This is a genomic window from Bacillus sp. FSL K6-0268 (assembly GCF_038005425.1).
In the GTDB taxonomy this organism is placed as follows: Bacteria; Bacillota; Bacilli; order Bacillales; family Bacillaceae_G; genus Bacillus_A; species Bacillus_A thuringiensis_S.
On record NZ_JBBOTF010000001.1, the window covers coordinates 3,883,984 to 3,910,276 of the forward strand.

The following is a 26,293-nucleotide window of genomic DNA, read 5'->3' on the forward strand; positions in this document are numbered from 1 at the left end:
ATAATTTCTGCTGAATTAGTGCACCATAAGTAAGTGAAAATCTTATATTGGAGGCTATAAAGCATGATTGTAACAACAACGTCTACAATTCAAGGAAAAGAAATTATTGAGTACATCGATATCGTCAATGGAGAAGCGATTATGGGCGCGAATATCGTTCGTGACCTTTTCGCTTCTGTTCGTGACGTTGTCGGCGGCCGCGCGGGTGCTTATGAAAGTAAATTAAAAGAAGCGCGCGACATCGCAATGGAAGAAATGAAAACTTTCGCAAGACAAAAAAATGCGAATGCAATTGTTGGTATCGACGTGGATTACGAAGTAGTTCGCGAAGGGATGTTAATGGTTGCGGTGAGCGGGACTGCTGTCCGTATATAAAAGTGAAAAAGCCGTGCTGATGCACGGTTTTTTCACTTTTATTAATGCTATTCTGTGTCGAAGTTCCAATATTTCTTGGGAAATGCGGAAGGCCTTGTCGATATATAGGGAAGACATTAGAGCGCTTCTTTACATTTTCGGATTTGAACTAATAATGTTTCGTATTCTTGTTCGAGAGATGTGATGTCATCGTGATGATTTGGTATGGAAATTCGGCCGATGATTTCTGTTAATTTTGTTTGTAATCGTAATAATTCTTGTTCAGTAACGTTTACAGAATCCCCGGTTGTTCTTTTTGTGTATTGCTCGTAATTACCATGGAATATTCTTGGTTCACTCTCATCTACTTGTAGAATATGGTCTGCAACAGAGCGAATAAAGGCACGGTCATGGCTAATGAAAAGTATTGTGCCAGGGTATTCTTGTAACATAATTTCTAATTCTTCTTGCGTCGCTAAGTCTAAATAGTTTGTCAAACTTATTTCTGTTCGCTATTTTTGAATTTATTATTATACAATTGTGCTTTTGCCAGCGCCTCAGCATCATTTTTGATTTCATCCAATCCATTCGCATCCCCAATAATATATCCTTCAAATGATGAACCAACAAAATCAAAGATGTATTGAAACTGAGCGATAAGCGGCAATGCTTTCAGTTTAGGATTGTCTCCGCCAACGATGACAACATACATTTTTTTGCCTTTCATTTTTTCTTTGAAATGAAGAGATGTATCGCGCAAGCTTTGTGACCAACGATCGACGAAGTTTTTCATATGTCCGCTCATTCCGTACCAGTATAGCGGTGTAGCAAAGATAATTGTGTCGTGCTCTAACATGCGTTTCGTTAACTGCTCATAATCATCATTTACAGGTTGGAATCCTTCTGCATCATGACGTTGGTCTGTAATAGGATGGACTGTATGATCTCGCAAGTGAATTTGTTCTGTTTCAATGCCCTCTATCATCATATGTGTTAAAGCTTCTGTATTTCCGTTTTGTCTTGAACTGCCATGTATAACAAACATGTAATCATCCCTTTTCTTTTGCTTGTTTTAGGAGTGAAACGTGTTTTTGCAAATTTGTTTGAATGTTGGAAAGCAATGAGATTTGCTTTGTTACTTCATTGAGTTTATCTTCATAAAGCGTAAGAATGCTGCTGCACGGATTGTCGTATAGGTGCGGTTCAATTGCAAGGCAACGCAGCATCCTTGCCGTCTCTTCTAAATTTAAGCCAATTTGTAAGTACATTTGAATAAGCTCCACTTTTTCGATGGCACTTTCATCAAAATCACGGTAGCCATTTGCGAGGCGCTTAGAAGGGAGTAGTCCCTTTTCTTCGTAATGTCTTAGTGATCTTTCACTAACGCCAGTTTCTTTTGATAATTCTCCAATTCGCAATGTGTTTCACTCCTTTTACATGTATTGTAAACCTTCACACTAATGTGAAGGTCAATGCTGTTTTTTCGCAAAAGAGTCTACATGATTTAAAAACACCTGAATGGCTTTAGACGGGATGAAGTATTTGCCGCGCACGATGGAGAATGGACGGATGAGTTGTTCATTTGGAACTTCGACGTGGAATAGCTCTTTTGCCAGTAGCTCTTTTCGTACAGTCCAATCAGAAAGTATAGCGATGCCAAGTCCGGCACTAACTGCTTCCTTAACGCTTTGGATACTACTAAATGTAAAGAATCGTTTCATTTTCAAATGGTGTTGATGAATAAAGCGGTCACTATAAGCGCGTGTACCAGAACCACTTTCTCTTAATACCCATACTTGATCTTGGAGTGTACTTTCATTTATTTCATTTGTGCGGAGCAGTGGATGATTTGGAGGGACGACGAGCTTCATTTCATCTTGCATAAACGTTTCAACGTCAACGTCGGCGTATACGACTTGCCCTTCCACTAAGCCGATATCGATTTGATTAGAGCGAAGACTTTGTAAAACGTCTTCTGTATTTGAGATAAAGGTATGAACTTCGACGTGTGGATTTTCATTCGCATAGTTAGCGAGTATTTTTGGAAGTAAGTATTCGCCAATTGTAAAACTAGCACCGATGCGAAGTGTTCCTGTTACAACGTTATGTAGTTCATTAATTTCTTGCTTAGCATCTTCGTAAAGAGAGAGCATTTGCTTTGCATGTATATATAATATGTTTCCAGCTTCCGTAACTTGGACATGCTTCGGGGAGCGTTGAATAAGTGTAGTGCCAAATTCGTTTTCTAAGTTGCGTATATGCATACTTACTCCGGGCTGTGAAAGGTTTAATAATTCTGCTGCACGAGAGAAGTGTTTCTGTTCAACGACAGTAACAAAAATTTTTAAAATGTCTACGTTCATTTGCAAAGCTCCTTTCGTTTTTCTTTCATCTTATCATAAGTATTTCTGATGATAGAGATTTGGTATTGGTATTAAACTTATTATAGAAACTCTCTTATAATGTAAGTAGAAAGAACATGCATGTTCCAATACGATTATTGGGGTGGTACAAGGTGGAACAAACACTTGTTATACAAAAGAAGAAGGGCTTTGGATTTTCGCAAGGAATTGGGATTACATTATTAATCGCAATTGCCGCGAAATATTTAGCGGAGCTTCCATTTTTAAATATTATGGGACAATTAGTAATTGCTATTCTAATTGGGATGGTTTGGCGCGCTGCAATTGGAGTTCCTCATGATGCGATTGCAGGAACGAACTTTGCGAGTAAGAAGTTACTGCGCTTTGGGATCATCTTACTTGGAATGCGATTAAATCTTGTTGATATTGCGAAGGCGGGGCCGAAAGTATTGGTCATCGCGGCGGTTGTTATTACATTTACTATTTTTGTTGTGTACGGACTAACGAAAGTATTTAAAGTAGAAAAGAAACTTGGGATTTTAACAGCATGCGGTACGGCAATTTGCGGCGCGGCCGCGGTCGTGGCAATTGCACCGCAAGTGAAAGCAAAAGATGACGAAACAGCAGTTGGAGCGGCGATCATTGCAATTTTAGGTACAATATTTACGCTTATTTATACGTTATTATATCCAGTGCTTGGCCTATCTCCATACGGATATGGAGTGTTCTCAGGGGCGACACTGCATGAAATTGCTCACGTAATTGCGGCTGCGGCGCCAGGAGGAAGCACGGCTGTAGATATCGCAGTTATCGTGAAACTAACGCGCGTTGCAATGCTTGTACCAGTAGCGATTTTAATCGGATTATGGTTTGGTAAGAGTGAAGGTAGCGAGGAAAAAAGATCATGGCGCGACCTTCCAATTCCGTGGTTCATCTTCGGGTTTTTAGCAATGAGTGCAGTGCATTCGCTTGGGATTATTCCAGAAGTTGTTGCGGGGTACATTGTTGTCATTGCTTATATGCTAATCGCAATGGCGATGGCAGGGCTCGGTTTAAATGTAGAGTTTAAAACTTTCCGTAAATTAGGAAGTAAAGCATTTGTGGCAGGGCTGATTGGCTCGGTTTGCTTATCGGTTCTTGGATACGTTCTTGTATGGGGATTAGGATTTATGTAAGTAGGACGAAGAAGCTGTTCCAAAAGATATTTTGGGGCAGCTTCTTTCTTATGCTTATGGTGCTACTGATTTCGATATTTGTCGGTAAGTCGATATATTTTAAGGTGCGCTGATATATTTAAAAAATCGCTGATATAAATTGAATTACTCTTGTACTTTGTTAGGGTAGATGTTCAATGAAACGTTTTTCTAAAATTTGTAAAGATATCTTTACTTGTAACTGGAAAATATTTATAATTTAAGTAAAGATATCTTTACTTTTGAAGGTGGATCCTATGGGTGTGAAAAATAAAATAAAAGAGTTAAGAAAGCAAAATCATATAACACAAGTTGAAATGGCAAAGGCGATGCAGGTGACGCGGCAGACGATAGTGGCGATTGAAAATCATCATTACAATCCGAGTCTAGAGTTATCCTTGAAAATCGCCAAGTATTTTGGAGTGAAGGTGGAGGAAATCTTTACGCTGGAGTAAGGGGAGAGAAATGGTAGGAAAACGAGCATAGCGATAGGCGGAATAAAAAATGCAGGATGAGTTTGAGAGATTTCAGTCAGATAAAGCGTTTAAATATGTAGGGTTATTTTTTTACGATTAGTTTAGCGATATGGAGTTTATATAATTTAATTGTTGATGGAAATGCTGGTATGCCGTTTGTTTTATTTGTACTAGGGCAGTGGGTGTATTTTCTTGTGAACTATTGGCCGAAGTGGAAATATAGAAATCGAAAAGAGGCTGATCATGTATGAGTAAGAGAGAGGTCATGAGATTCGTAGGGAGTTTGCTTGTAGCAGGAATTCTTTTAAATACGAGTTTAATGATTTTAAGTATTTCGTGGGGAACTATTTTTATATCGAATGTAGCGCTAGTCATTTTATATGGAATTTCGGAATATAAAGAGCAGAAGCGTTTGAAAGAAGAGGGAGTACCATCGATTGATGAGCGAGTTGTGAACAAGATGAAGTCATATTTTACGATTTGTATTACAAGCTTCGTTTTCTTGTTTATTATGTATCTTTGTGTAAATAAGTATTTAGATAGGCAAGCAGTACATGTAACTGAGCTATTATATATTGCTATTTTTGGTGTATTAATAAGTATGGCATCAACGAGCGTGTTAGCAACAAGGAATAGATAGAAAAAAGGGGAACTGGGATGGGATTACCGGTATTATGTGTCGCTACGGCTATTTTTGCTTTGTTTTGGGGAATGCAAAACTTTTCTCGTAATCCAGTGCCAAGTATTTGTATTATGCTCGGTACTGTCGGTTTATCATATTATTTATTAGTTTCAGCTCATTATCATAAAACAGCAACGAGTGTTGTTGTTGGAGCACTTATTTTATTTTGTGGGCGCGCCATACAAAAGGGGTTATTTCCATAAAAGCTGTTTATACACTTTGTATAAACAGCTTTTTGTATTTTTTTACAAATTACTTGAAAGTTACGTAACGTCATCTTTTATAATGAAGGGGAAGAGGTGATGGTAGTGATTTCAATACAAGAATTGACGAGAGAAACAGGGGTTACAGTACGTACATTACGTTATTACGATCAAATAGATTTGTTAAAGCCGAGCGGGAAAACAGAAGGTGGGCATCGTTTATATAGTGAAGTTGACGTAATAAGGCTGCAACAAATTTTATTTTTAAAGGAAATGGGATTTTCATTAAAAGAGGCTGCGAATATGTTAGTAAAAGGTGAGCTTAACTTAAAGGATTCTCTTGAAAAACAACTTCGGTTTGTACAGGAAGAACAAAAGAAATTTAATCGGATGGAGCGTGTTTTACAAGCTGTTGTTTATTCGGTAGATGTGGAGGGAGATCTTGATTGGAAAGTTATGTTTGAACTTATTCAGCTTTCGAAACAGTCTCCTCGTATACGTGAAATATTCCAAAATGAAGTGTTTTCAAAGGAAGAACAAAAGTTGCTTCACAATTTGCCGAATATGAGTGAAGAAGATCCGAATGTTTTAGAATGGGTAGATTTATTAAAGCAATTCCGTACTTTTATGAAGGAAGGTAAAGAAGCTGCTAATGATGAGGTACAAGGGGCAACGAAAAAATTAATGCAGAAGTGTTTAGAAATGGCTAATGGTGACGAAGCATTTTTAGATAAGTTATGGGAAGTTAGAAAATCGAAGGAAGATTCACAGAAAATGAGCATGTATCCAATTGAAGAAGAACTTTTAATATATATGGATGAAGCTTTTCGTATTTATGATGAAAAGGAGAAGGATAAATGAGTATACTCGCAGAATATCGTTGGTATTTTTTAATTGGGGCAGAAATTGTATTTTGGTTATCAGCTATCGGTTTCTTTTTACTCCGTTACGGATTCCGTTTGAAAAAGGCGAGCTTTATTATGGGGATTGTACTCCTCGTAAATGAAGTGTTTATTTTAACATTAGGGGTAGTGGACTATTATCAAACAGGAAAGTTCTCTAATTTTCAAATCATTACTGTAATTATTTTATTGTATGCAGTTTTCTACGGGAAAAAGGATTTGAAGAAGCTGGATATATTTGCGCAAAAGCTAGTTGCGAAATGGCGTAATGAACCAGCGCCAATTATGGAAGAGCACATAGAATTAACAGGTATGGCCTATGCGAAGCAGGAAATAAAAAATTGGGTATTACATCTTGTTTTATTCGTTGGTGTGCACATATTCTTTTTCTTCGCGTATGGATTTATTCCGTTTGAACAATGGGGTAATTGGTTAGAATCAGGAATCGTTTTAAATAAAGCTGCAAGCCGTGTGAGCCAAGTGTGGGCGATTATATTTTTAGTTGATACAGCAATTTCATTTTCATATGTTATTTTTCCAAAGAAGGAGAAAGGAAAAGAAAAGAAAAGCTACTTTCATAGTTGAAAGTAGCTTTTGGGTATACAAATAATTTTTATAGGAGAGGATGACAATAGGAAAAAGAACTAGTTTTATATGTCTATGTCTATTTCTCTTTAGTTTAGTAGCATGTTCACCATCTAACACTACAATTAATAAGAAGAATGATGCCATTGTAAAGGGAACCAGGATTTCCAATCTAGATAAATTCGAGCAGTTCGTTTGGAATGTGGAACAAGGGAAAGTTGATGAAATAAGAATTGTACAGTATACCGATGAAGGTGACCCGGTTTTTCAAACGTTAGAGCATAGTGGGAAAGATATCCTTTATGTGTTAGATAGTAGACAAGACAAATTTGCTGGTGAGGATAAAAGGTTATATAAAGATAGCTGTAAAAGGATTGTTAAAGAGCAGCGTGAATCACAAACGGCTTATAGGTTAATAGACTGTGTGAATGAAAATGGGCGCAATGGATATGATTTATTATATGTACCTAAAAAATAGAGTTAGTAGAGGAAGGAAGTTTTGACTCCTTCCTTTTTCTATGTGTAGATTGTCGAAAATTTTACCGAATATCTGTTCGTTTTTTTAGGTTTTTTATGGGCGTTCGTGGTAAAATAATAATACAGATTTTTATGAGGAGGTCGGATTTTACTTGGAACATCAATTTGAAATTATATCAGCGTATTCCCCGCAAGGTGATCAGCCGGTAGCTATAGAGAAGCTTGTAGAGGGAATTAATAGTGGAAAGAAAAAGCAAGTGTTGCTTGGAGCGACAGGAACGGGTAAGACATTTACGATTTCAAATGTCATTAAAGAAGTGCAAAAGCCAACACTTGTTATGGCTCACAATAAAACGTTAGCAGGACAGCTATATAGTGAGTTGAAAGACTTTTTCCCGAATAATGCAGTTGAGTATTTTGTTAGTTATTACGATTATTATCAGCCAGAAGCGTATGTACCACAAACAGATACGTTTATTGAAAAGGACGCGCAGATTAATGATGAAATTGATAAATTGCGTCACTCAGCAACGTCTGCATTATTTGAACGGGACGATGTAATTATCGTTGCGAGTGTTTCGTGTATATATGGTTTAGGTTCTCCTGAAGAATACCGCGAGTTAGTTGTATCACTTCGAGTTGGTATGGAGAAGGACCGTAATCAATTGCTTCGTGAACTTGTTGATGTACAGTATGGACGTAATGATATTGATTTCAAGCGTGGTACATTCCGTGTGCGTGGAGATGTAGTTGAAATCTTCCCAGCATCACTTGATGAGCATTGTATTCGAATTGAGTTTTTCGGTGATGAAATCGATCGTATTCGCGAAGTAAATGCGTTAACAGGTGAAGTATTAGCAGAACGTGATCATGTAGCAATCTTCCCAGCATCTCACTTCGTTACACGTGAAGAGAAAATGAAGGTCGCTATTGAAAATATCGAAAAAGAATTAGAAGAGCGTTTAAAGGAGTTAAATGATAACGGTAAGTTGTTAGAAGCGCAGCGTATAGAGCAACGTACACGTTATGATTTAGAAATGATGCGCGAGATGGGCTTTTGTTCAGGTATTGAAAACTATTCCCGTCATTTAACACTTCGTCCAGCAGGTGCAACGCCGTATACGTTATTAGATTATTTCCCGAAAGATTTCTTAATCGTTATGGATGAATCGCACGTATCAGTGCCACAAGTAAGAGCGATGTATAACGGTGACCAAGCACGTAAACAAGTGCTTGTGGATCATGGATTCCGTCTGCCATCGGCTTTAGATAATAGACCGCTTATGTTTGATGAGTTTGAGGAGAAAACGAATCAAGTTATTTACGTTTCAGCAACGCCAGGACCGTACGAGTTAGAGCAGTCGCCAGAAGTAATAGAACAAATTATTCGTCCAACAGGGCTTTTAGATCCACCAATCGATATACGACCTATTGAAGGTCAAATTGACGATCTATTAGGAGAAATTCAAGATCGTATTGCAAAAAATGAACGTGTACTAATTACGACTTTAACGAAGAAAATGTCAGAGGATTTAACGGATTACTTAAAAGATGTAGGAATTAAAGTGAACTATCTTCACTCTGAAATTAAAACGTTAGAACGTATTGAAATTATCCGTGACCTTCGCCTTGGTAAGTTTGATGTACTTGTCGGTATTAACTTATTACGAGAAGGATTAGATATTCCAGAAGTATCACTTGTAGCGATTTTAGATGCAGATAAGGAAGGGTTCTTGCGTTCAGAACGTTCGTTAATTCAAACGATTGGTCGTGCGGCGCGTAATGAAAACGGCCGCGTTATTATGTACGCAGATCGCATAACGAGATCGATGGGAATTGCAATTGAAGAAACGCAGCGTCGTCGTACTATACAAGAAGCTTACAATGAAGAGCATGGTATCACGCCGAAAACGATTCAAAAAGGCGTTCGTGATGTAATCCGTGCAACGACAGCGGCTGAAGAGACAGAAACATACGAAGCAACTCCTGCTAAGAAAATGACGAAAAAAGAGCGCGAAAAGACAATTGCGAAGATGGAAGCAGAGATGAAAGAAGCAGCAAAAGCGTTAGACTTCGAGCGTGCAGCTGAACTAAGAGATTTACTATTAGAATTAAAAGCGGAAGGGTGAAAAGAGTGAGTAAGAGCAAGGATTTTATCGTTGTAAAAGGTGCTAGAGCACATAACTTAAAAAATATTGATGTAACCATTCCGAGAAATCAGCTTGTCGTTGTAACGGGATTGTCTGGTTCGGGGAAATCATCATTAGCATTTGATACGATTTATGCAGAAGGGCAGCGCAGATATGTAGAATCGTTATCTGCGTATGCGCGCCAGTTTTTAGGACAAATGGATAAGCCGGATGTAGATACGATTGAAGGATTGTCACCGGCGATTTCAATCGATCAAAAAACGACGAGTCGTAATCCACGTTCAACTGTCGGAACAGTGACGGAGATTTATGATTATTTACGTTTATTATTTGCACGAATTGGTACGCCAATTTGTCCGAATCATGGGATTGAAATTACATCACAAACAGTCGAGCAGATGGTAGACCGTGTTCTTGAATATCCTGAGCGTACGAAATTGCAAGTGTTAGCGCCTATCGTGTCTGGGCGTAAAGGAGCGCATGTGAAAGTACTTGAAGATATTAAGAAGCAAGGGTATGTTCGTGTACGTGTTGATGGTGAAATGCTTGATGTGTCTGAAGAGATTACGTTAGATAAAAATAAGAAGCATTCCATTGAAGTTGTAATTGACCGTATTGTTGTAAAAGAAGGAATCGCAAGCCGTCTTGCTGATTCACTTGAAAGTGCATTAAAGCTTGGCGGAGGCCGAGTGTTAATCGATGTAATGGGAGAAGAGGAACTTCTATTTAGTGAACATCATGCTTGTCCGCATTGTGGTTTTTCAATCGGAGAATTAGAGCCGCGTATGTTCTCATTCAACAGTCCATTCGGAGCATGTCCTTCTTGTGATGGACTTGGTTCAAAGCTAGAGGTAGATTTAGAACTTGTTATTCCGAACTGGGATTTATCATTAAATGAACATGCGATTGCTCCATGGGAACCGACAAGCTCACAATATTACCCACAGCTTTTACAATCTGTATGTAATCATTACGGCGTTGATATGGATGTGCCTGTGAAAGATATACCGAAAGATTTATTTGATAAAGTGTTGTACGGAAGCGGTGAAGAGAAAGTTTATTTCCGTTATGTAAATGAATTTGGTCAAGTAAAGGAAAATGAGATTTTATTTGAAGGTGTTATTCCAAATATCGAACGTCGTTATCGTGAAACGAGTTCTGATTATGTCCGTGAGCAAATGGAAAAGTATATGGCAGAGCAAGCTTGTCCGAAGTGTAAAGGTGGACGCTTAAAGCCTGAGAGTTTAGCTGTTTTCGTTGGTGATAAAACGATTGCTGATGTAACGAAGTATTCTGTTCAAGAAGTACAGGAATTCTTCTCGAATGTGGAGCTAACGGAGAAACAACAAAAAATTGCTCATTTAATTTTAAGAGAAATCCAAGAGCGCGTTGGGTTCTTAGTGAACGTCGGTTTAGATTATTTAACGTTAAGTCGTGCCGCAGGAACTTTATCAGGTGGTGAGGCGCAGCGTATTCGTTTAGCGACGCAAATTGGTTCTCGTCTCACTGGCGTACTTTACATTCTTGATGAGCCTTCTATCGGTTTACATCAGCGCGATAACGATCGTCTTATTCGTACGTTGCAAGAAATGCGCGATTTAGGTAATACATTAATCGTTGTTGAGCATGATGAAGATACAATGATGGCTGCTGATTATTTACTTGATATCGGACCGGGTGCAGGTATTCACGGTGGGCAAGTTGTATCGGCAGGGACACCAGCTGAAGTGATGCAAGATGATAATTCGTTAACAGGAAAATATTTAAGCGGTAAAGAGTTTATTCCAGTTCCACTTGAAAGACGTAAAGGTGACGGACGTAAAGTGGAGATTGTCGGCGCAAAAGAGAATAACTTAAAGAATGCAAAAATGTCATTCCCACTCGGTACGTTTGTAGCGGTAACAGGTGTATCTGGATCAGGTAAAAGTACGATGATTAATGAAGTACTATATAAATCGTTAGCGCAAAAGTTATATAAAGCGAAAGCGAAGCCAGGTACTCATAAAGAGATTAAAGGTCTTGAACATTTAGATAAAGTAATTGATATTGATCAATCGCCAATTGGTCGTACACCACGTTCTAATCCAGCGACGTACACAGGTGTATTCGATGATATTCGTGATGTGTTTGCACAAACGAACGAAGCTAAAGTGCGCGGATATCAAAAAGGACGTTTCAGCTTTAACGTAAAAGGTGGCCGTTGTGAAGCGTGCCGTGGAGATGGAATTATTAAAATCGAAATGCACTTCTTACCAGATGTATACGTTCCGTGTGAAGTTTGTCACGGTAAACGTTACAACCGTGAAACGTTAGAAGTGAAATATAAAGATAAGAATATTTCTGAAGTGTTAGGGATGACAATTGAAGATGGAGTAGAATTCTTCGCCAATATTCCTAAAATTAAGCGTAAACTTCAAACGCTTGTAGATGTTGGGCTTGGTTATATGAAATTAGGGCAACCAGCTACGACTTTATCTGGTGGGGAAGCGCAGCGTGTGAAATTAGCTTCTGAATTACACCGCCGTTCTACAGGTCGTACGTTATACATTTTAGATGAGCCAACGACTGGTTTGCATGCACATGATATCGCGCGTCTTCTAGAAGTGCTGCAACGCCTTGTTGAGAGCGGTGAGACGGTACTTGTAATTGAACATAATTTAGATGTGATAAAAACAGCTGATTATATTGTTGACCTTGGACCAGAGGGCGGAGATAAAGGTGGACAAATCGTTGCTTCTGGCACGCCAGAGCAAGTAGTGAAAGAAGAGCGCTCGTATACTGGTAAGTATTTAAAAGAGATTTTAAATCGTGATAAAGCAAGAATGAAAGAGAAAATAAAAGAAGTAGAGTTATCGCAATAAGTGTATGAATAAAACCGGGTGGAAATGACACTCGGTTTTTATTGTATAGGGGGAGATGATGGAGTTTTTAGATGTGTTGCGAAAGAAGAATATGAAGGTAAGAAAGTTCCAAAAGTGGGGTGTATATTTTCGGAAGCGCTGGGAGAATAACTTTGCAAACCATTTAAGTGATGAAGAAAAAGAAGACATTTTTTTTTACGGAGATAAGTATGTATGTGGATATCTTTGGCACATATTTAGTTATGAGAAAAAGAAGTGCTTAGAAGGAATAGAAGCAGAGAGCGCGTTTCATAATGAAGTGAAAAAGGAGTGCTACATTTTCTACCAACACTGTGATGAGGTACTATTAATAAAGGATGCGAGTTTATTACATATGGATGATACATTGTGTGAGACAGATGATGCGTATAAAGGTGATATCTATATTGTAGATAAAGATTTCACCTGGACTTTTGTAAAAACTCATGAACATAGATGGTGTGGTCCCTATTTCACAAAGAAATGTTGGTAGGTATACAAGCGTGAAGAGTAGAATAAGTTGGTATAAGTATTTGTATGATACTTGCGTTTATTGTCTATTAGCGTATGATGAAATATATATGTTAAAAGGATGTGTAAGAAAATGAGATGGATTGTATCACTTCTTGTAAATAGCGTTGTGTTAATCGCTGTATCGGGACTTTTAAAAGGGATTGCACCAGACGCGTTTTACGTAGCAAATATACAAACTGCAATTATTGCGAGTATTATTTTGGCTGTTTTAAATGTGTTCGTAAAGCCGTTTTTAATTTTAATTACGCTACCAATTACTGTTGTAACTTTCGGCTTCTTCTTAATTGTTATTAATGCGATTACGTTAAAAATAGCAGATTCATTATTAGGAGATGCTTTTAATATATCAGGATTTGGTGTAGCGATTGTTGCGGCAATTTGTATTTCAATTTTTAATATGATTATTGAAAAGGCAATTGTGGAACCTCTATATGAAAAAAAGAGAAAATGACAAAAAGAAAAACATTTCATTATTCGTATGAAATGTTTTTTTCTATTTATCAGAAACCGTATTTCTTGTTTCCAGAAAAAAATGGTACAATATCCGGTAGAATGGAATTTTACATCAAACGAGACTGAACCCGCAGCGGAGTGGAGGTTTATACATATGCCAAAAGTAAGGACAAAAGATTTAATTGAACAATTTCAATTGGAGTTAATAAGTGGTGAGGAAGGAATTCATCGTCCGATTGATACAAGTGATTTATCACGACCTGGAATTGAAATGGCAGGATTCTTTACATATTATCCAGCTGATCGCGTGCAGCTTCTTGGAAAAACGGAGCTTACGTTCTTTGATACGTTAACGACAGAACAAAAACAAGAGAGAATGAAAGCGCTTTGTACCGAGGAGACGCCATGTATTATTATAACTCGTAATCAAGATGTACCAGATGAGTTATTACAAGCATCACGTGAATCAGGCATGCCTTTATTACGTTCTTCTCAAACGACAACGAGATTATCAAGTCGTTTAACCAATTATTTAGAAGGTAAGCTAGCACCAACAACTGCTGTTCATGGTGTATTAGTGGATATTTACGGTGTTGGTGTTTTAATTACAGGTCAAAGTGGTGTTGGTAAAAGTGAGACAGCTCTTGAACTTGTGAAGCGTGGCCATCGCCTTGTTGCGGATGATAGTGTAGAAATTCGCCAAGAAGATGAAGACACATTAGTAGGAAGCTCACCAGATTTAATTGAGCATTTATTAGAAATTCGTGGTCTAGGTATCATTAACGTTATGACGTTATTCGGTGCAGGGGCAGTGCGAAATTATAAGCGTATTACACTTGTTATTAATCTTGAAATTTGGGATCAAAAGAAAAATTATGATCGCTTAGGTCTTGATGAAGAGAAGATGAAAATTATTGATACAGAACTTACGAAGATTACACTTCCGGTTCGTCCTGGTCGAAACTTGGCTGTTATTATTGAAGTAGCAGCGATGAACTTCCGTTTAAAGCGTATGGGAGTCAATGCAGCACAGCAGTTCTCAGAACGATTAATGAGTGCGATTGAGTTAGGGAATCAGGAGTAAACATTGGAGAGGGAGGTCATACATATGCTGTTAGGTTCTGTACCGCAGCTTGACCGCGTAGCTGTCCAACTTGGGCCGTTTCCTGTTTATTGGTACGGGATTATTATCGGTACAGGTGTGCTATTAGGTCTTTGGCTAGCAACTCGCGAGGGAGAAAGGCTAGGTATTCCAAAAGATACATTTGTTGACCTTGTATTAATTGCAGTACCGATCGCTATTCTATTTGCGAGAATGTATTATGTTATTTTTGAATGGGAATATTACGCGCAAAACCCGAGTCAAATTATTAATATTCGTCAAGGTGGCTTGGCGATTCATGGTGGTTTAATCGGAGCGGTTATTACCGGAATTCTTTTTGCAAAGCGACGCGGGGTTTCATTCTGGAAGTTGGCGGATATTGCTGCGCCAAGTATTTTACTAGGACAAGCAATTGGCCGATGGGGAAACTTTATGAACCAAGAGGCACATGGTGATGAAGTAACGAGACAGTTTTTAGAAGGTCTTCATTTACCAGATTTCATTATTAATCAAATGTATATTGAGGGTGTGTACTATCATCCGACGTTTTTATATGAATCATTATGGAATTTTGTAGGTGTAATTTTACTACTTGCATTAAGAAAAGTGAATTTACGCCGCGGGGAATTATTCTTCACATATTTAATTTGGTATTCAGTAGGACGCTTCTTCGTAGAAGGCTTACGTACAGATAGTTTAATGCTAGGACCACTTCGCATTGCACAAGTAATGTCAATTGGACTTGTTGTTATTTCTATTATTTTCATTATTGTGAGACGAAAAATGGGGCAAGCTGATAAAAGATATTCGGAAAATTAGAGAAAAGTAGCATCTTATTGTAAGATGCTGCTTCTTTCATATTCAGGAAAGCGAAAGGACTAAGGCAATGAGAATAAATACAGTGTTATTTGATTTAGATGGAACTTTAATTAATACAAACGAACTTATTATTTCTTCTTTTTTACATACTTTAAATACATATTATCCAAATCAATATAAGCGTGAAGATGTGTTGCCATTTATCGGTCCATCTTTGCATGATACTTTCAGCAAGATTGATGAAAGTAAGGTTGAAGAGATGATTACAAGCTATCGCGAATTTAACCATGATCATCATGATGAATTAGTAGAAGAATATGAAACTGTATATGAAACAGTTCGAGAGTTGAAGAAGCAAGGTTATAAAGTTGGTATTGTTACAACGAAAGCGAGACAAACCGTTGAGATGGGATTACAGTTGTCAAAGCTTGATGAATTTTTTGATGTTGTCGTGACAATTGATGATGTAGAGCATGTGAAACCACATCCAGAGCCACTTCAAAAAGCGCTTGAATTATTAGATGCAAAACCAGAAGAGGCATTGATGGTTGGGGATAATCATCATGATATTGTCGGTGGTCAAAATGCGGGGACGAAAACAGCTGCGGTTTCATGGACGTTGAAAGGTAGAGCGTATTTAGAAGCTTACAAGCCGGACTTTATGCTAGATAAAATGAGTGATTTGCTACCGATTTTGTCTAATATGAACCGTTCATAAAGGTCCAAGTAAGTTAGTAGAGGAGCGAGCTAAGTGCGACGGACAACGCGCTATCCTGTTTCAGGAGGAAATTCATTATGGAATGTGTATAAAACAGTGTCTTTTTGGAAGGTAATGAAAAACTTTATTATTATCCAAATTGCGCGTTACACGCCATTTTTATCTGTGAAGAATTGGTTGTACCGTACTTTTTTACGGATGAAAGTAGGAAAGAAAACATCATTTGCACTTATGGTAATGCCGGATATTATGTTCCCAGAAAAGATAACTGTGGGAGAGAATTCGATTATTGGTTATAACACAACGCTTTTAGCACATGAATATTTAATTCGTGAATATCGACTTGGGGAAATCATCATTGGAAATGAAGTGATGATTGGAGCGAATGTAACAATATTACCAGGTGTGAAAATTGGAGATGGTGCGACTGTCTCAGCTGGCACACTTGTTCATAGAGATGTACCGAGCGGAGCTTTCGTAGGTGGAAATCCAATGCGTATTATTTATACGAAAGAGCAAATGACCGCAAGAGAAGGTTCATGGTGAAAATGTAACATTTCTCTTCTTTTTTTATGAATAAAAAGGAAATAATTGAGTAGAATATACTGTTTTGTTTTTTACGGAATCGTTTATACTTATAGATAGAAGAATGTGTGAACGAAGAAAACAAAAAACTGGAGGATATATGGGGAAAAATCAAAGAATATATAAGGAGAACGGACAAGTTATCTCTTTTAATCAGCTAGCGGACTTCTTTTATAAAAAAGGGATGAGAGCTTACAAAGGGCAAAAATTGCAAGATGCAATTAAATATTTTCGAAGAGCGGCACAAAGTGAGAAGGAGCCGTTTATTTTATGTCAATTAGCATCAGTATTATCTGAGGCTGGTGAATATCAAGAATCGAATCAAATCTTCTTAAAGTTAGTTAGATCTAATCCAGAACTTGAACAGTGCTATTATTTTATTGCAAATAATTATGCATATATGGGGTTATTTCAACAGGCGAAGAAATATGCGGATCGCTATTTAGAATTTGCAAAAGAGAAGGAATTCGTAGAAGATACATTAGAACTTCTTGAGATTATGGAAGAAGAAGCAATGGGTGCGGAAGAGATTGAAGATGAAGATGATTTAATTGTTATGCAGGAAGAAGCGAATCGTTATATTCGTAATGGACAATTGGAAGAAGCGATTGCTACATTAGAAATTGTTACGAAAGATTATCCGGAATTTTGGTCAGGTCATAATAATTTAGCCATTGCACATTTTCAATCTGGTAATGTAGACAAGGCACTGAAGTTAACAGAAATGATTTTAGAGAAAAATCCTGGTAATATACATGCGCTTTGTAATACGCTTATTTTTCTATATTCAATTGGAGAGCATAAACAAGTAGAAGCGTTAGCGGGACAGCTAGTTTCAGTATATCCGATTTCATTTGAACATCGTTTGAAACTGGGAACCACACTTGCAACGATTGGTTATTTCGAGCATGCATATAAATGGTTCAAATTATTAAAGCGTCAAGGATACGAGGGAGACGTTAGTTTTTATTATTGGTTTGCATATTCTGCTTATATGGTGAAAGATCAGCAACTAGCTGAAAAAATGTGGCAACATGTCGTGGAATTGCACCCTGATAAAAAAGGAAAAGAGCCCTGGAATGCGCTGAATTTAGCAGATGAAGGACAAAGTTTGCTATTTGAAGAATTACGAAAATCATTTCAGCAAAGTGCGACGTTAGAAGAACAAATGCTGGCTTTATATTTAATGAATGAATTGTCAACGCCGGAGAAGGTTGGATTCTTCTTTGATATAACGCAAGCGAAGAACGGTGTTCCCATCGTATCACAACTTGCAAATTACTTCTTTTTACTTAATAGTCATAAGAGTATTCCAGCTGATTTACAACAATTTGAGCAGTGCGTACGAATCGCGGATGCATTATACAATTATACGAAAAAAGATGATGAATTAATTGAAGAGTGTTTACACTTTTGGTTTTGTACGTTCATACGTTTATATACATCTGGAGATATATTTACAAATGTGTACGGCTGGTCAGCTGCGATTGAATACATTGTACGCGGCGAACAAGGAAATAAAATGACACAGTCGGAGCTTGGAGATGTATATAATGTATCTGTAGCGACTGTCCGAAAGTATGTGCAAGCTGTTAAGCGTACGCACACATAAGATAAGCAAATCATTGGGAAAAAAATGATGCTAACAGTATAATGAGGGTAACTTAATTGTGTAGGAATGGATAGGAGTGAATAGTGTGTCAGAAGAAAAAATTTATGATGTCGTTATTATTGGTGCAGGACCAGCTGGTATGACAGCTGCAGTATATACATCTCGTGCAAATTTAAGCACATTAATGCTTGAGCGTGGTATTCCAGGTGGCCAAATGGCAAACACAGAGGATGTAGAAAACTACCCAGGTTATGAGTCTATTTTAGGACCAGACTTATCAAATAAAATGTTTGAGCATGCGAAGAAATTTGGTGCTGAATATGCATACGGTGATGTGAAAGAAGTCATCGATGGTAAAGAATACAAAACAATTATTGCTGGTAAAAAAGAATATAAAGCACGTGCAATTATCGTTGCAAGCGGTGCAGAGTATAAAAAAATTGGTGTACCGGGTGAAACAGAACTTGGCGGCCGTGGTGTATCATATTGTGCAGTATGTGACGGGGCATTCTTTAAAGAAAAAGAACTTATCGTAATTGGCGGCGGAGATTCTGCTGTTGAAGAGGGTGTATTCTTAACGCGCTTTGCATCAAAAGTAACGATTGTTCACCGTCGTGACACGCTTCGTGCACAGAAAATTTTACAAGACCGTGCTTTCCAAAATGAAAAAGTAGATTTCATTTGGAACCATACTATAAAAGAAATCAACGAAGCAAGTGGTAAAGTAGGAAGTGTAACACTTGTCGACGTAAACAGTGGAGAAGAGAAAGAAGTCAAAACTGACGGCGTATTCGTATACATCGGTATGTTACCATTATCAAAACCATTTGTTGAACTAGGTATTACAAATGAAAATGGTTACCTTGAAACGAACGAACGTATGGAAACGAAAATTCCTGGTATTTTTGCAGCTGGTGATGTTCGTGAAAAAATGCTTCGTCAAATTGTAACTGCAACAGGTGACGGTAGTATTGCAGCACAAAGTGCTCAACATTACGTAGAAGAATTATTAGAGGAATTAAAAACTGTATCAGAAAAATAAGGGATAATATACCTTGTGAGAAGAAAGCTACCGACAGGAGCTTTCTTCTTTTTTTGTTTGAAAATGTCAAAGTTTTGTCAAAAAATATTAGGATTATAAGCTTTCTTATTGATATACTGGACTTTACGGAAAAAATCACTATAAGAAATGAGGAATTTATTCAGTATGGAATGGCGTAATATATATCGTGGATTTTGTATGGGCGTTAGTGATTTAATTCCTGGTGTGAGCGGCGGTACAATCGCTGTTGTGTTAGGGATTTATGAACAATTGCTTGCGGCAATTAGTGGATTCTTTAGTCGTGAATGGAAAAAACATTTAGGATTTTTAATTCCCCTTGCAGCTGGTGTGGCAGCAGCATTTTTAACGTTAAGTCACGTTATTAAATATTTACTTGCAAATCATTATGAACCGACTCAATTTTTCTTCCTCGGTTTAATTATTAGTATATTACCGATGTTAATGAGAGAAGCTGATGCAAAGTCATCGTTTAAAGGTAAGCACATTGTTTTATTAATAGTTGCAGCAATTCTTGTTGCGATTACAGCTTTCTTTAAACCAGATAAGGCAGCAGATCCAATTACGACGTTAACAATTTTAAATGCAATTGGTTTATTTTTCGCAGGATGGATGGCTAGTATGGCCATGCTGCTTCCTGGGATTAGTGGATCGTTTATTTTATTAATTATTGGTGTGTATCCAACAGCAATTAACGCTTTAACTACACTTAATTTACCTTTAATCGTGGTTATCGGTGCTGGTGTTATGGTCGGATTTGTTGTAAGTAGTAAAGGCATTAGTTTTTTATTAGATCGTTATAAAAGTATGACATTTGCGGCAATTATTGGACTTGTAATCGGTTCGATTGTAATTGTGTTCCCTGGGATTCCGACTGGCGGATTTTCAATTATAAGTTCGATTATTACCTTTATTTTAGGATTTGCGATTGTTACTTATTTCGGTAAGAAATAAAGGCTTTAATCCCCTTAGCGATAAAAATCGTTAAGGGGATTTTTTATGCTATTCATTGAAAGTCTAAGCATTTACATTGCTTGTTATAGAAAGCTTTTTTAAAATTGTTGAGTAGCATATGCTTAACGAAAGAGGACTGGCTCCTTCGTTGTAGCAAACTGTTTTTGATAGTATAATGAAAGAAGTATGCAGTGAGGAATTTTACTGCAAGTAGCTGAGGTGAAGAAACATGCAAAGAGTGACAAACTGTGTGTTAATTAGAGATAATGAAGTACTCTTACTCCAAAAACCTCGCCGAAATTGGTGGGTTGCACCAGGCGGGAAAATGGAGCGTGGTGAGACTGTAAGAGATTCCGTTGTTCGCGAGTATCGTGAAGAAACAGGTATTTATTTGAAAAACCCAACGTTAAAGGGGGTCTTCACCTTTGTCATCCAAGAAGGTGATAAAGTTGTTTCTGAATGGATGATGTTCTCCTTTTTAGCGACAGATTTTGCAGGAGAAAACAAACTAGAGAGCGAAGAAGGCATCATTGGTTGGCATACATTTGACAAAATTGATGATTTAGCAATGGCGCCAGGAGATTATCACATTATTGATTACTTAATTAAAGGAAATGGCATAATCTACGGTACATTTGTATATACCCCAGATTTTGAGTTGCTTTCATATCGATTAGATCCGAGTTAAACCGTCAAGGAGAGGATACGATGACAGAGAATAATGATATAAAAATGGTAATTATTACAGGGATGTCTGGAGCTGGAAAAACAGTAGCTTTACAAAGTTTTGAAGATTTAGGATATTTTTGTGTAGATAATTTGCCACCGATGTTATTGCCAAAGTTTATTGAACTTATGGCGGATTCAAAAGGGAAAATGAATAAAGTGGCACTTGGTATTGATTTACGTGGCCGCGAGTTTTTCGAACATTTATGGGGAGCGCTTGATGATTTATCAGAACGTACATGGATTATTCCTCATATTTTATTTTTAGATGCGAAAGATAGTACGCTTGTAACTCGTTATAAAGAAACGAGACGTTCGCATCCACTTGCACCAACTGGTTTGCCGTTAAAGGGAATCGAAGCAGAGCGCGATTTATTAACAGATATGAAGGCACGAGCGAATATTGTGCTTGATACATCGGATTTAAAACCGAAAGAATTACGTGAAAAAATTGTTCACTTGTTCTCAACAGAAACTGAGCAAGCATTTCGTGTAAATGTTATGTCATTTGGATTTAAGTACGGTATTCCAATTGATGCAGATTTAGTATTTGATGTTCGTTTTTTACCAAATCCATATTACATTCCACATATGAAGCCATTAACAGGACTAGATGAAGAAGTTTCTTCGTATGTACTGAAATTTAATGAGACACATAAGTTTTTAGAGAAGTTGACGGATCTGATTACTTTCATGTTGCCTCATTATAAAAGAGAAGGCAAAAGTCAACTTGTAATTGCAATTGGATGTACAGGTGGACAGCATCGTTCTGTTACGCTTACAGAATACCTTGGGAAACATTTGAAACCAGAGTATAGTGTTCATGTATCTCATCGTGATGTGGAGAAGAGAAAGGGCCATTAAGGGATGAAAAAAGAGAGAAAGCCTAAAATTGTTATCATGGGAGGCGGAACTGGACTCTCTGTTTTATTAAGAGGATTAAAGCAATATCCTGTTGATATTACAGCAGTTGTTACAATCGCTGATGATGGTGGCAGTTCAGGTAGATTACGTGATGAGCTAGAAATTCCACCTCCAGGTGACATCCGTAACGTACTTGTTGCGTTATCGGATGTAGAGCCACTGGTGGAAGCTTTATTTCAGCACCGTTTCACAACAGGGGACGGACTGAAAGGTCATGCGTTAGGAAATCTATTGTTGGCAGGTATGACCTCAATTACAGGAGACTTTTTCCATGCAATTACGGAAACAAGTAAAGTATTAAATGTCAGAGGACGTGTATTACCAGCAGCGAATCAAAGTGCGGTACTTCATGCGGAACTTGAAGATGGAGAAATTGTAACAGGCGAATCAAAGATTCCTTATTACGGAAAGAAGATTAATCGTGTCTTTTTAACTCCAGAAGATGTAGAGCCATTGCATGAAACCTTGGCTGAGATTAAACGAGCTGATTTACTCGTTTTCGGTCCAGGAAGTTTGTATACAAGTATATTACCCAACTTAGTTGTTAATAAAATTGGGGATGCTGTTCTTGCTGCAAAGGCGAAGAAGGTGTATGTATGTAACGTTATGACACAAGCGGGTGAAACGATGGGATATACTGCTTTTGATCATGTGCAGGCTTTACACGATCATTTAGGGCAACCATTTATTAATACTGCAATTGTAAATAACCGTGATATTCCTTGTGAATTACGTAAGTTATATGAGGAAGAAATGTCTACACCAGTTGTAGTGGATGAAGAACGTTTTGCTGAAAATAATATTGATGTCATTCAAGGTGGATTAGCGAAGTATGATGATCGTGTTGTAAGGCATGATACGTTAAAGTTAGCTTCGATTTTATATTCATTGTTATAAATATGCGTTGCCTCGTTTGAGGTAGCGCTCCTCATTCATATAGGACAAGAATTTTGTTCCATAATAATCGTATAAGGAGGTGTTGACTGTGTCATTTGCATCAGAAACAAAGAAAGAGCTGACGAACCTTGAAATGAAGGAATGCTGTGAAAAAGCTGAATTATCAGCGTTACTTCGAATGAATGGATCGCTTTCTTTTTCAAACCGTCGTCTATCTATTGATATTCAAACAGAAAATGCGGCAATTGCAAGAAGAATTTATACGCTTTTGAAAAAGGGATATGACGTAACGGTAGAATTGCTTGTTCGTAAAAAAATGCGATTGAAGAAAAATAATGTATATATCGTAAGGCTTGTTGAGAAGTCTCGCGAAATATTAGCCGATCTTCATATCGTGCGAGATGACTTTTCATTTATTCGAAATATATCACAAGAATTGATTGAGAAGAAGTGTTGTAAACGATCGTATTTACGCGGTGCATTTTTAGCAGGTGGTTCAGTAAATAACCCAGAAACATCATCTTATCATTTAGAGATCTTTTCGTTATATAAGGAACATAATGATGCTATATGTGAACTGATGAACGGATTTGATTTAAATAGTAAGACGCTGGAAAGAAGAAAAGGGTACATTACGTATTTGAAAGAAGCGGAGAAAATTACGGAATTTTTAAATATTATTGGTGCTCATAATGCGCTTTTAAGATTTGAAGATATTAGAATCGTACGTGATATGCGTAATTCCGTAAATCGTTTAGTGAACTGCGAAACAGCTAATTTAAATAAAACAATTGGTGCAGCGCTAAGGCAAATTGAAAATATCCGCTATATTGATGAGACGGTTGGTCTTGATATATTGCCAGATAAACTACGAGAAATTGCGCAGCTACGAAGAGATTATCAAGATGTAACATTGAAAGAGTTAGGTGAGATGGTATCCGGGGGGAAAATTAGTAAATCGGGTATTAATCATCGTTTGCGTAAAATCGATGAAATTGCAGAGAAATTACGCGCGGGGGAAACGGTAGCAAAAAAATAAGAGGTTAAAGGGGAAATGGAGCTGTGGTTCAAAAACGAGTTCAGGTTTCATTAAAAAACGGTTTACAAGCACGTCCGGCTGCGTTGTTTGTACAAGAGGCAAATCGCTTTCATGCAGATATCTTCATTGAGAAAGATGGAAAGACAGTAAATGCAAAGAGCATAATGGGGATTATGAGCTTAGCAATTGGAACTGGAAGCATGATAACAATTACAACAGAAGGTTCAGATGCAGAAGAGGCTTTAGAAGCATTAGCTGCATATGTACAATAAAGAGCTATCGCGTATATGCGATAGTTTTTTTGTTTTGTTGCTTGTGCGGATTAGCGGGTAGGGGGTATGTAGTTGGTTTGTCCTTGTCGGAGATTGTCGGTAAATCGATATGTTGTGTCGAACCGTTGATATATTAAAAAAATCGTTGATATAATTTGAGTTTTGTTCGATATAATTGAAAAATCGTTGATATATTTAGAGGGATACTGGATAGGGTATACAGACGGAGGTATATGATAATAAAAAAGCGCCCAATTATAGGGCGCTTCCGCTTTTAGTTGTATCCAGCTCCAGCGGCTAGAATGGTCGGTGGCTTCGCTTCTTCCGCCGAGGTAAAAAGCACCTCTTTGTCAGAAGCTCCATCCTCCTCCCATTCTGAACGAGCCGCTTCCGCTTTTAGTTATTAACGATTTGTAAAGATCTTATCGATTAAACCGTATTCTAAAGCTTTTTCTGCTGTCATGAAGTTGTCGCGGTCTGTGTCGCGTTGTAGTACTTCAAGTGGTTGACCAGTGCGGTCAGCAAGAATTTGGTTTAGTTTTTCACGTAAGAATAGGATACGTTTTGCAGCGATTTCGATTTCAGTCGCTTGACCTTGTGCTCCACCAAGTGGTTGGTGAATCATTACTTCACTGTTTGGAAGTGCATAACGTTTTCCTTTTTCACCTGCTGCAAGTAAGAATGCACCCATAGATGCTGCCATACCGATACAGATTGTTGATACTTGTGGTTTAATAAACTGCATTGTATCATAGATTGCCATACCTGCTGTGATAGAACCACCAGGGCTGTTGATGTAGATGTGAATATCTTTTTCTGGATCTTGAGATTCCAAGAATAAAAGCTGGGAAACGATTGAGTTAGCTACGTTGTCATCAATTGCACTACCAAGCATAATGATGCGGTCTTTTAATAGTCGAGAGTAAATATCGTAAGCGCGTTCTCCACGATTTGTTTGTTCAATTACTGTAGGAATTAAATTCATCTGTTATTTCCTCCTTCTAAAGCTTTCTTAGTCTTATAATACAATTATGGTCAATAAAGGTCAAACGAAACCACTTTAAATCAAAAAAATATGTAGTTGTATCATGAAATATTCGCTATGTTTTCGAAATTCCCTGCTTATGTATCTTCAACATCATAACCGAATTCCATAAATTTAAACGTTATGAAAAGTGGAGAAAAAAAGAAAAGAACGCCTTTTAACTGAAGCGTTCTTTCGATAGTTAGTCTTTTAAAAGATAGGTAACTCTATTTAAAATCTTTTCAATTTGTTTCGCGTTTTTACTATACATTTCGCTTGCTGATTTCGACTTTGTTTCTAGGGAAAATAGTTCAAGATCAGCATGACATTTTTTTAAAGATGCTAATAATAAAGGTTTGTTTTGAGGAGAAGGCATTTGGAGTTTGTCATTGTAAATGTCGATAGTAAGTTGTCCGTATGAATCCACTTGACCGAGAAAGACATTTTCAATAACAACACCGAGCTTTTCTAGTTCAGAATGTAGCCAAGCGCGGTTATGTCCACTAGAGGATAAAGGTTTATCTAAGACATTGCCATCCATAATAACAGTTTGCGGTTCTTTTTCATTCGGTACTTTTAATCCAAGGTCTTTTGCAGTAATGGGCTGAGAATCTTTCTTTAATAATACATTTAATTCTCCGCTCGGTTCTAAGACAGCAAATTCGACTTCAGCTATACTGAATGCACCATTTCCTCTAAGAAGCTCAAGTAACTCATCACTTGTATATTTTTCTTTCTTTAAATTATCCTCAAGTACTTTTCCATCTTTTATTAACACTGTAGATTTTCCTTCAAAGAAATCTCTAGCAGTTTTGTTTTTCAAGGAAAGAATTCCAACGAAAAAAGGTACGGAGGCGAAAATAAGTATAGCAAAGACACCATGGAAAAACTTTTGGTCAAGCCCTGTAGATATTTGAGCGGCGATATCACCGATTGTCATTCCTGCTATGTATTCAAAAAAGGAAAGCTGAGAGATTTGCCTTTTTCCTAAGCACTTTGTAATAGTGAATAAAATGATTAATATGAATACAGAGCGAATAATGACAAGTGTCCATTCCGGCAGGTGAGACATAGTCATTTCCTCCAGTCTACTTAAAACCCTTTATATTGAGGTTCTTCACGTTCTAATACTGAAACTCTATCCTTTAAATCAGTGATGACACTGTCCATTTCTAACATACATTCATGAAATACGCGTTTTGCTTCGTCATCTGTGGAATTTAGCGAAAGAGAGCTTAAACTTGCTTGAGCGCCCCTTACACTAGCAAGGCAAGTTTTTACGCTAGCAATAACAGTCATACAAACACCCC

31 protein-coding genes and 1 pseudogene are annotated in these 26,293 nt (G+C 37.5%); 25 read left to right on the plus strand and 7 right to left on the minus strand.

The features are described 5' to 3' along the window. Positions 1-63: 63 nt before the first annotated feature. A complete protein-coding gene (locus tag MHI28_RS19860; RefSeq protein WP_000637523.1) occupies positions 64-375 on the plus strand; it encodes a heavy metal-binding domain-containing protein in 312 nt (103 codons plus the stop codon). 116 nt (positions 376-491) lie between these two features. Here MHI28_RS19860 and MHI28_RS19865 read toward each other — a convergent pair whose 3' ends face one another. From MHI28_RS19865 to MHI28_RS19880, 4 genes are read right to left on the minus strand one after another with little or no spacing between them, the layout of a single operon-like run. Then, the gene (locus MHI28_RS19865; RefSeq protein WP_000186323.1) at positions 492-851 is read right to left on the minus strand and encodes a hypothetical protein; all 360 of its coding nucleotides are present in this window, start codon (positions 849-851) and stop codon (positions 492-494) included. Between the two features lie 2 nt (positions 852-853). Continuing rightward, a complete protein-coding gene (locus MHI28_RS19870; protein WP_000497615.1) occupies positions 854-1,399 on the minus strand; it encodes a flavodoxin family protein in 546 nt (181 codons plus the stop codon). Positions 1,400-1,403: 4 nt separating this feature from the next. Next, a complete protein-coding gene (locus tag MHI28_RS19875) occupies positions 1,404-1,772 on the minus strand; it encodes a MerR family transcriptional regulator (RefSeq protein WP_001219192.1) in 369 nt (122 codons plus the stop codon). Between the two features lie 51 nt (positions 1,773-1,823). Further along, complete coding sequence (locus tag MHI28_RS19880; RefSeq protein WP_001099986.1) at positions 1,824-2,717, minus strand: LysR family transcriptional regulator; 894 nt, start codon at positions 2,715-2,717, stop codon at positions 1,824-1,826. A gap of 152 nt (positions 2,718-2,869) precedes the next feature. Between MHI28_RS19880 and MHI28_RS19885 the strand changes: the two genes are divergently transcribed. The 24 genes and pseudogenes from MHI28_RS19885 (at position 2,870) to MHI28_RS20000 (ending at position 23,959) form a co-directional block, all read left to right on the plus strand. Next, the gene (locus tag MHI28_RS19885) at positions 2,870-3,892 is read left to right on the plus strand and encodes a YeiH family protein (RefSeq protein WP_000438414.1); all 1,023 of its coding nucleotides are present in this window, start codon (positions 2,870-2,872) and stop codon (positions 3,890-3,892) included. A 275-nt stretch (positions 3,893-4,167) separates the two neighbouring features. Further along, on the plus strand, positions 4,168-4,365 hold the full coding sequence (locus tag MHI28_RS19890) for a helix-turn-helix transcriptional regulator (RefSeq protein ID WP_000538364.1): 198 nt from the start codon (positions 4,168-4,170) through the stop codon (positions 4,363-4,365). 49 nt (positions 4,366-4,414) lie between these two features. Then, positions 4,415-4,637, plus strand: a pseudogene (locus tag MHI28_RS19895) (hypothetical protein). Next, on the plus strand, positions 4,634-5,026 hold the full coding sequence (locus tag MHI28_RS19900) for a hypothetical protein (RefSeq protein WP_000043993.1): 393 nt from the start codon (positions 4,634-4,636) through the stop codon (positions 5,024-5,026). Before MHI28_RS19895 ends, MHI28_RS19900 begins: the two are co-directional and overlap by 4 nt. Before the next feature lie 17 nt (positions 5,027-5,043). Next, complete coding sequence (locus tag MHI28_RS19905; RefSeq protein WP_000524123.1) at positions 5,044-5,271, plus strand: hypothetical protein; 228 nt, start codon at positions 5,044-5,046, stop codon at positions 5,269-5,271. Between the two features lie 99 nt (positions 5,272-5,370). After that, the gene (locus tag MHI28_RS19910) at positions 5,371-6,132 is read left to right on the plus strand and encodes a MerR family transcriptional regulator (protein ID WP_000260349.1); all 762 of its coding nucleotides are present in this window, start codon (positions 5,371-5,373) and stop codon (positions 6,130-6,132) included. Next, positions 6,129-6,758, plus strand: a complete 630-nt coding sequence (locus tag MHI28_RS19915; protein ID WP_000025206.1) for a hypothetical protein — start codon at positions 6,129-6,131, stop codon at positions 6,756-6,758. Before MHI28_RS19910 ends, MHI28_RS19915 begins: the two co-directional genes overlap by 4 nt. A 40-nt stretch (positions 6,759-6,798) precedes the next feature. Then, on the plus strand, positions 6,799-7,236 hold the full coding sequence (locus MHI28_RS19920; RefSeq protein ID WP_000151997.1) for a DUF4362 domain-containing protein: 438 nt from the start codon (positions 6,799-6,801) through the stop codon (positions 7,234-7,236). Positions 7,237-7,387: 151 nt separating this feature from the next. Then, a complete protein-coding gene (gene uvrB, locus MHI28_RS19925; RefSeq protein WP_000400993.1) occupies positions 7,388-9,364 on the plus strand; it encodes an excinuclease ABC subunit B in 1,977 nt (658 codons plus the stop codon). A gap of 5 nt (positions 9,365-9,369) precedes the next feature. Further along, complete coding sequence (gene uvrA, locus MHI28_RS19930) at positions 9,370-12,246, plus strand: excinuclease ABC subunit UvrA (protein WP_000045589.1); 2,877 nt, start codon at positions 9,370-9,372, stop codon at positions 12,244-12,246. Positions 12,247-12,304: 58 nt separating this feature from the next. Further along, the gene (locus MHI28_RS19935) at positions 12,305-12,757 is read left to right on the plus strand and encodes a DUF4275 family protein (RefSeq protein WP_000394721.1); all 453 of its coding nucleotides are present in this window, start codon (positions 12,305-12,307) and stop codon (positions 12,755-12,757) included. Positions 12,758-12,868: 111 nt separating this feature from the next. Then, the gene (locus MHI28_RS19940; protein ID WP_001267308.1) at positions 12,869-13,249 is read left to right on the plus strand and encodes a phage holin family protein; all 381 of its coding nucleotides are present in this window, start codon (positions 12,869-12,871) and stop codon (positions 13,247-13,249) included. Positions 13,250-13,405: 156 nt separating this feature from the next. Then, a complete protein-coding gene (hprK, locus tag MHI28_RS19945) occupies positions 13,406-14,335 on the plus strand; it encodes an HPr(Ser) kinase/phosphatase (RefSeq protein ID WP_001127251.1) in 930 nt (309 codons plus the stop codon). Between the two features lie 24 nt (positions 14,336-14,359). Beyond that, positions 14,360-15,172: a prolipoprotein diacylglyceryl transferase gene (lgt, locus tag MHI28_RS19950; protein WP_000924241.1), complete on the plus strand. Its 813-nt coding sequence runs from the start codon at positions 14,360-14,362 to the stop codon at positions 15,170-15,172. Between the two features lie 67 nt (positions 15,173-15,239). After that, entirely contained in the window at positions 15,240-15,890 is a 651-nt protein-coding gene (gene ppaX / locus MHI28_RS19955; protein ID WP_001222403.1) for a pyrophosphatase PpaX, read from the plus strand. Between the two features lie 33 nt (positions 15,891-15,923). Next, positions 15,924-16,436: an acyltransferase gene (locus tag MHI28_RS19960; RefSeq protein WP_001255086.1), complete on the plus strand. Its 513-nt coding sequence runs from the start codon at positions 15,924-15,926 to the stop codon at positions 16,434-16,436. A gap of 139 nt (positions 16,437-16,575) precedes the next feature. Further along, positions 16,576-18,087, plus strand: a complete 1,512-nt coding sequence (locus MHI28_RS19965; RefSeq protein ID WP_000517718.1) for a tetratricopeptide repeat protein — start codon at positions 16,576-16,578, stop codon at positions 18,085-18,087. Positions 18,088-18,172: 85 nt separating this feature from the next. Further along, the gene (gene trxB / locus MHI28_RS19970; protein ID WP_001288077.1) at positions 18,173-19,129 is read left to right on the plus strand and encodes a thioredoxin-disulfide reductase; all 957 of its coding nucleotides are present in this window, start codon (positions 18,173-18,175) and stop codon (positions 19,127-19,129) included. Positions 19,130-19,294: 165 nt separating this feature from the next. Beyond that, positions 19,295-20,101: a DUF368 domain-containing protein gene (locus tag MHI28_RS19975; protein WP_000455196.1), complete on the plus strand. Its 807-nt coding sequence runs from the start codon at positions 19,295-19,297 to the stop codon at positions 20,099-20,101. Positions 20,102-20,330: 229 nt separating this feature from the next. Then, positions 20,331-20,789 (plus strand): NUDIX hydrolase, encoded by a 459-nt coding sequence (locus tag MHI28_RS19980; RefSeq protein WP_001190082.1) that lies wholly within the window; start codon positions 20,331-20,333, stop codon positions 20,787-20,789. 20 nt (positions 20,790-20,809) lie between these two features. Further along, positions 20,810-21,691, plus strand: a complete 882-nt coding sequence (gene rapZ, locus MHI28_RS19985) for an RNase adapter RapZ (protein ID WP_000138458.1) — start codon at positions 20,810-20,812, stop codon at positions 21,689-21,691. Between the two features lie 3 nt (positions 21,692-21,694). Continuing rightward, complete coding sequence (locus tag MHI28_RS19990; protein ID WP_000712185.1) at positions 21,695-22,648, plus strand: gluconeogenesis factor YvcK family protein; 954 nt, start codon at positions 21,695-21,697, stop codon at positions 22,646-22,648. An 88-nt stretch (positions 22,649-22,736) separates the two neighbouring features. Continuing rightward, positions 22,737-23,687 (plus strand): DNA-binding protein WhiA, encoded by a 951-nt coding sequence (gene whiA, locus MHI28_RS19995; RefSeq protein ID WP_000006563.1) that lies wholly within the window; start codon positions 22,737-22,739, stop codon positions 23,685-23,687. A 23-nt stretch (positions 23,688-23,710) separates the two neighbouring features. Further along, the gene (locus tag MHI28_RS20000; RefSeq protein ID WP_000250307.1) at positions 23,711-23,959 is read left to right on the plus strand and encodes an HPr family phosphocarrier protein; all 249 of its coding nucleotides are present in this window, start codon (positions 23,711-23,713) and stop codon (positions 23,957-23,959) included. Between the two features lie 403 nt (positions 23,960-24,362). On the opposite strand, the gene clpP is transcribed toward MHI28_RS20000, so the two are convergent. From clpP to MHI28_RS20015, 3 genes are all read right to left on the minus strand, one after another. Then, positions 24,363-24,944 (minus strand): ATP-dependent Clp endopeptidase proteolytic subunit ClpP, encoded by a 582-nt coding sequence (clpP, locus tag MHI28_RS20005; RefSeq protein ID WP_001049162.1) that lies wholly within the window; start codon positions 24,942-24,944, stop codon positions 24,363-24,365. 241 nt (positions 24,945-25,185) lie between these two features. Continuing rightward, positions 25,186-26,055, minus strand: a complete 870-nt coding sequence (locus MHI28_RS20010) for a DUF421 domain-containing protein (protein WP_340828213.1) — start codon at positions 26,053-26,055, stop codon at positions 25,186-25,188. A 20-nt stretch (positions 26,056-26,075) separates the two neighbouring features. Next, positions 26,076-26,282: a DUF1657 domain-containing protein gene (locus MHI28_RS20015; protein ID WP_000215918.1), complete on the minus strand. Its 207-nt coding sequence runs from the start codon at positions 26,280-26,282 to the stop codon at positions 26,076-26,078. Positions 26,283-26,293 lie beyond the last annotated feature (11 nt).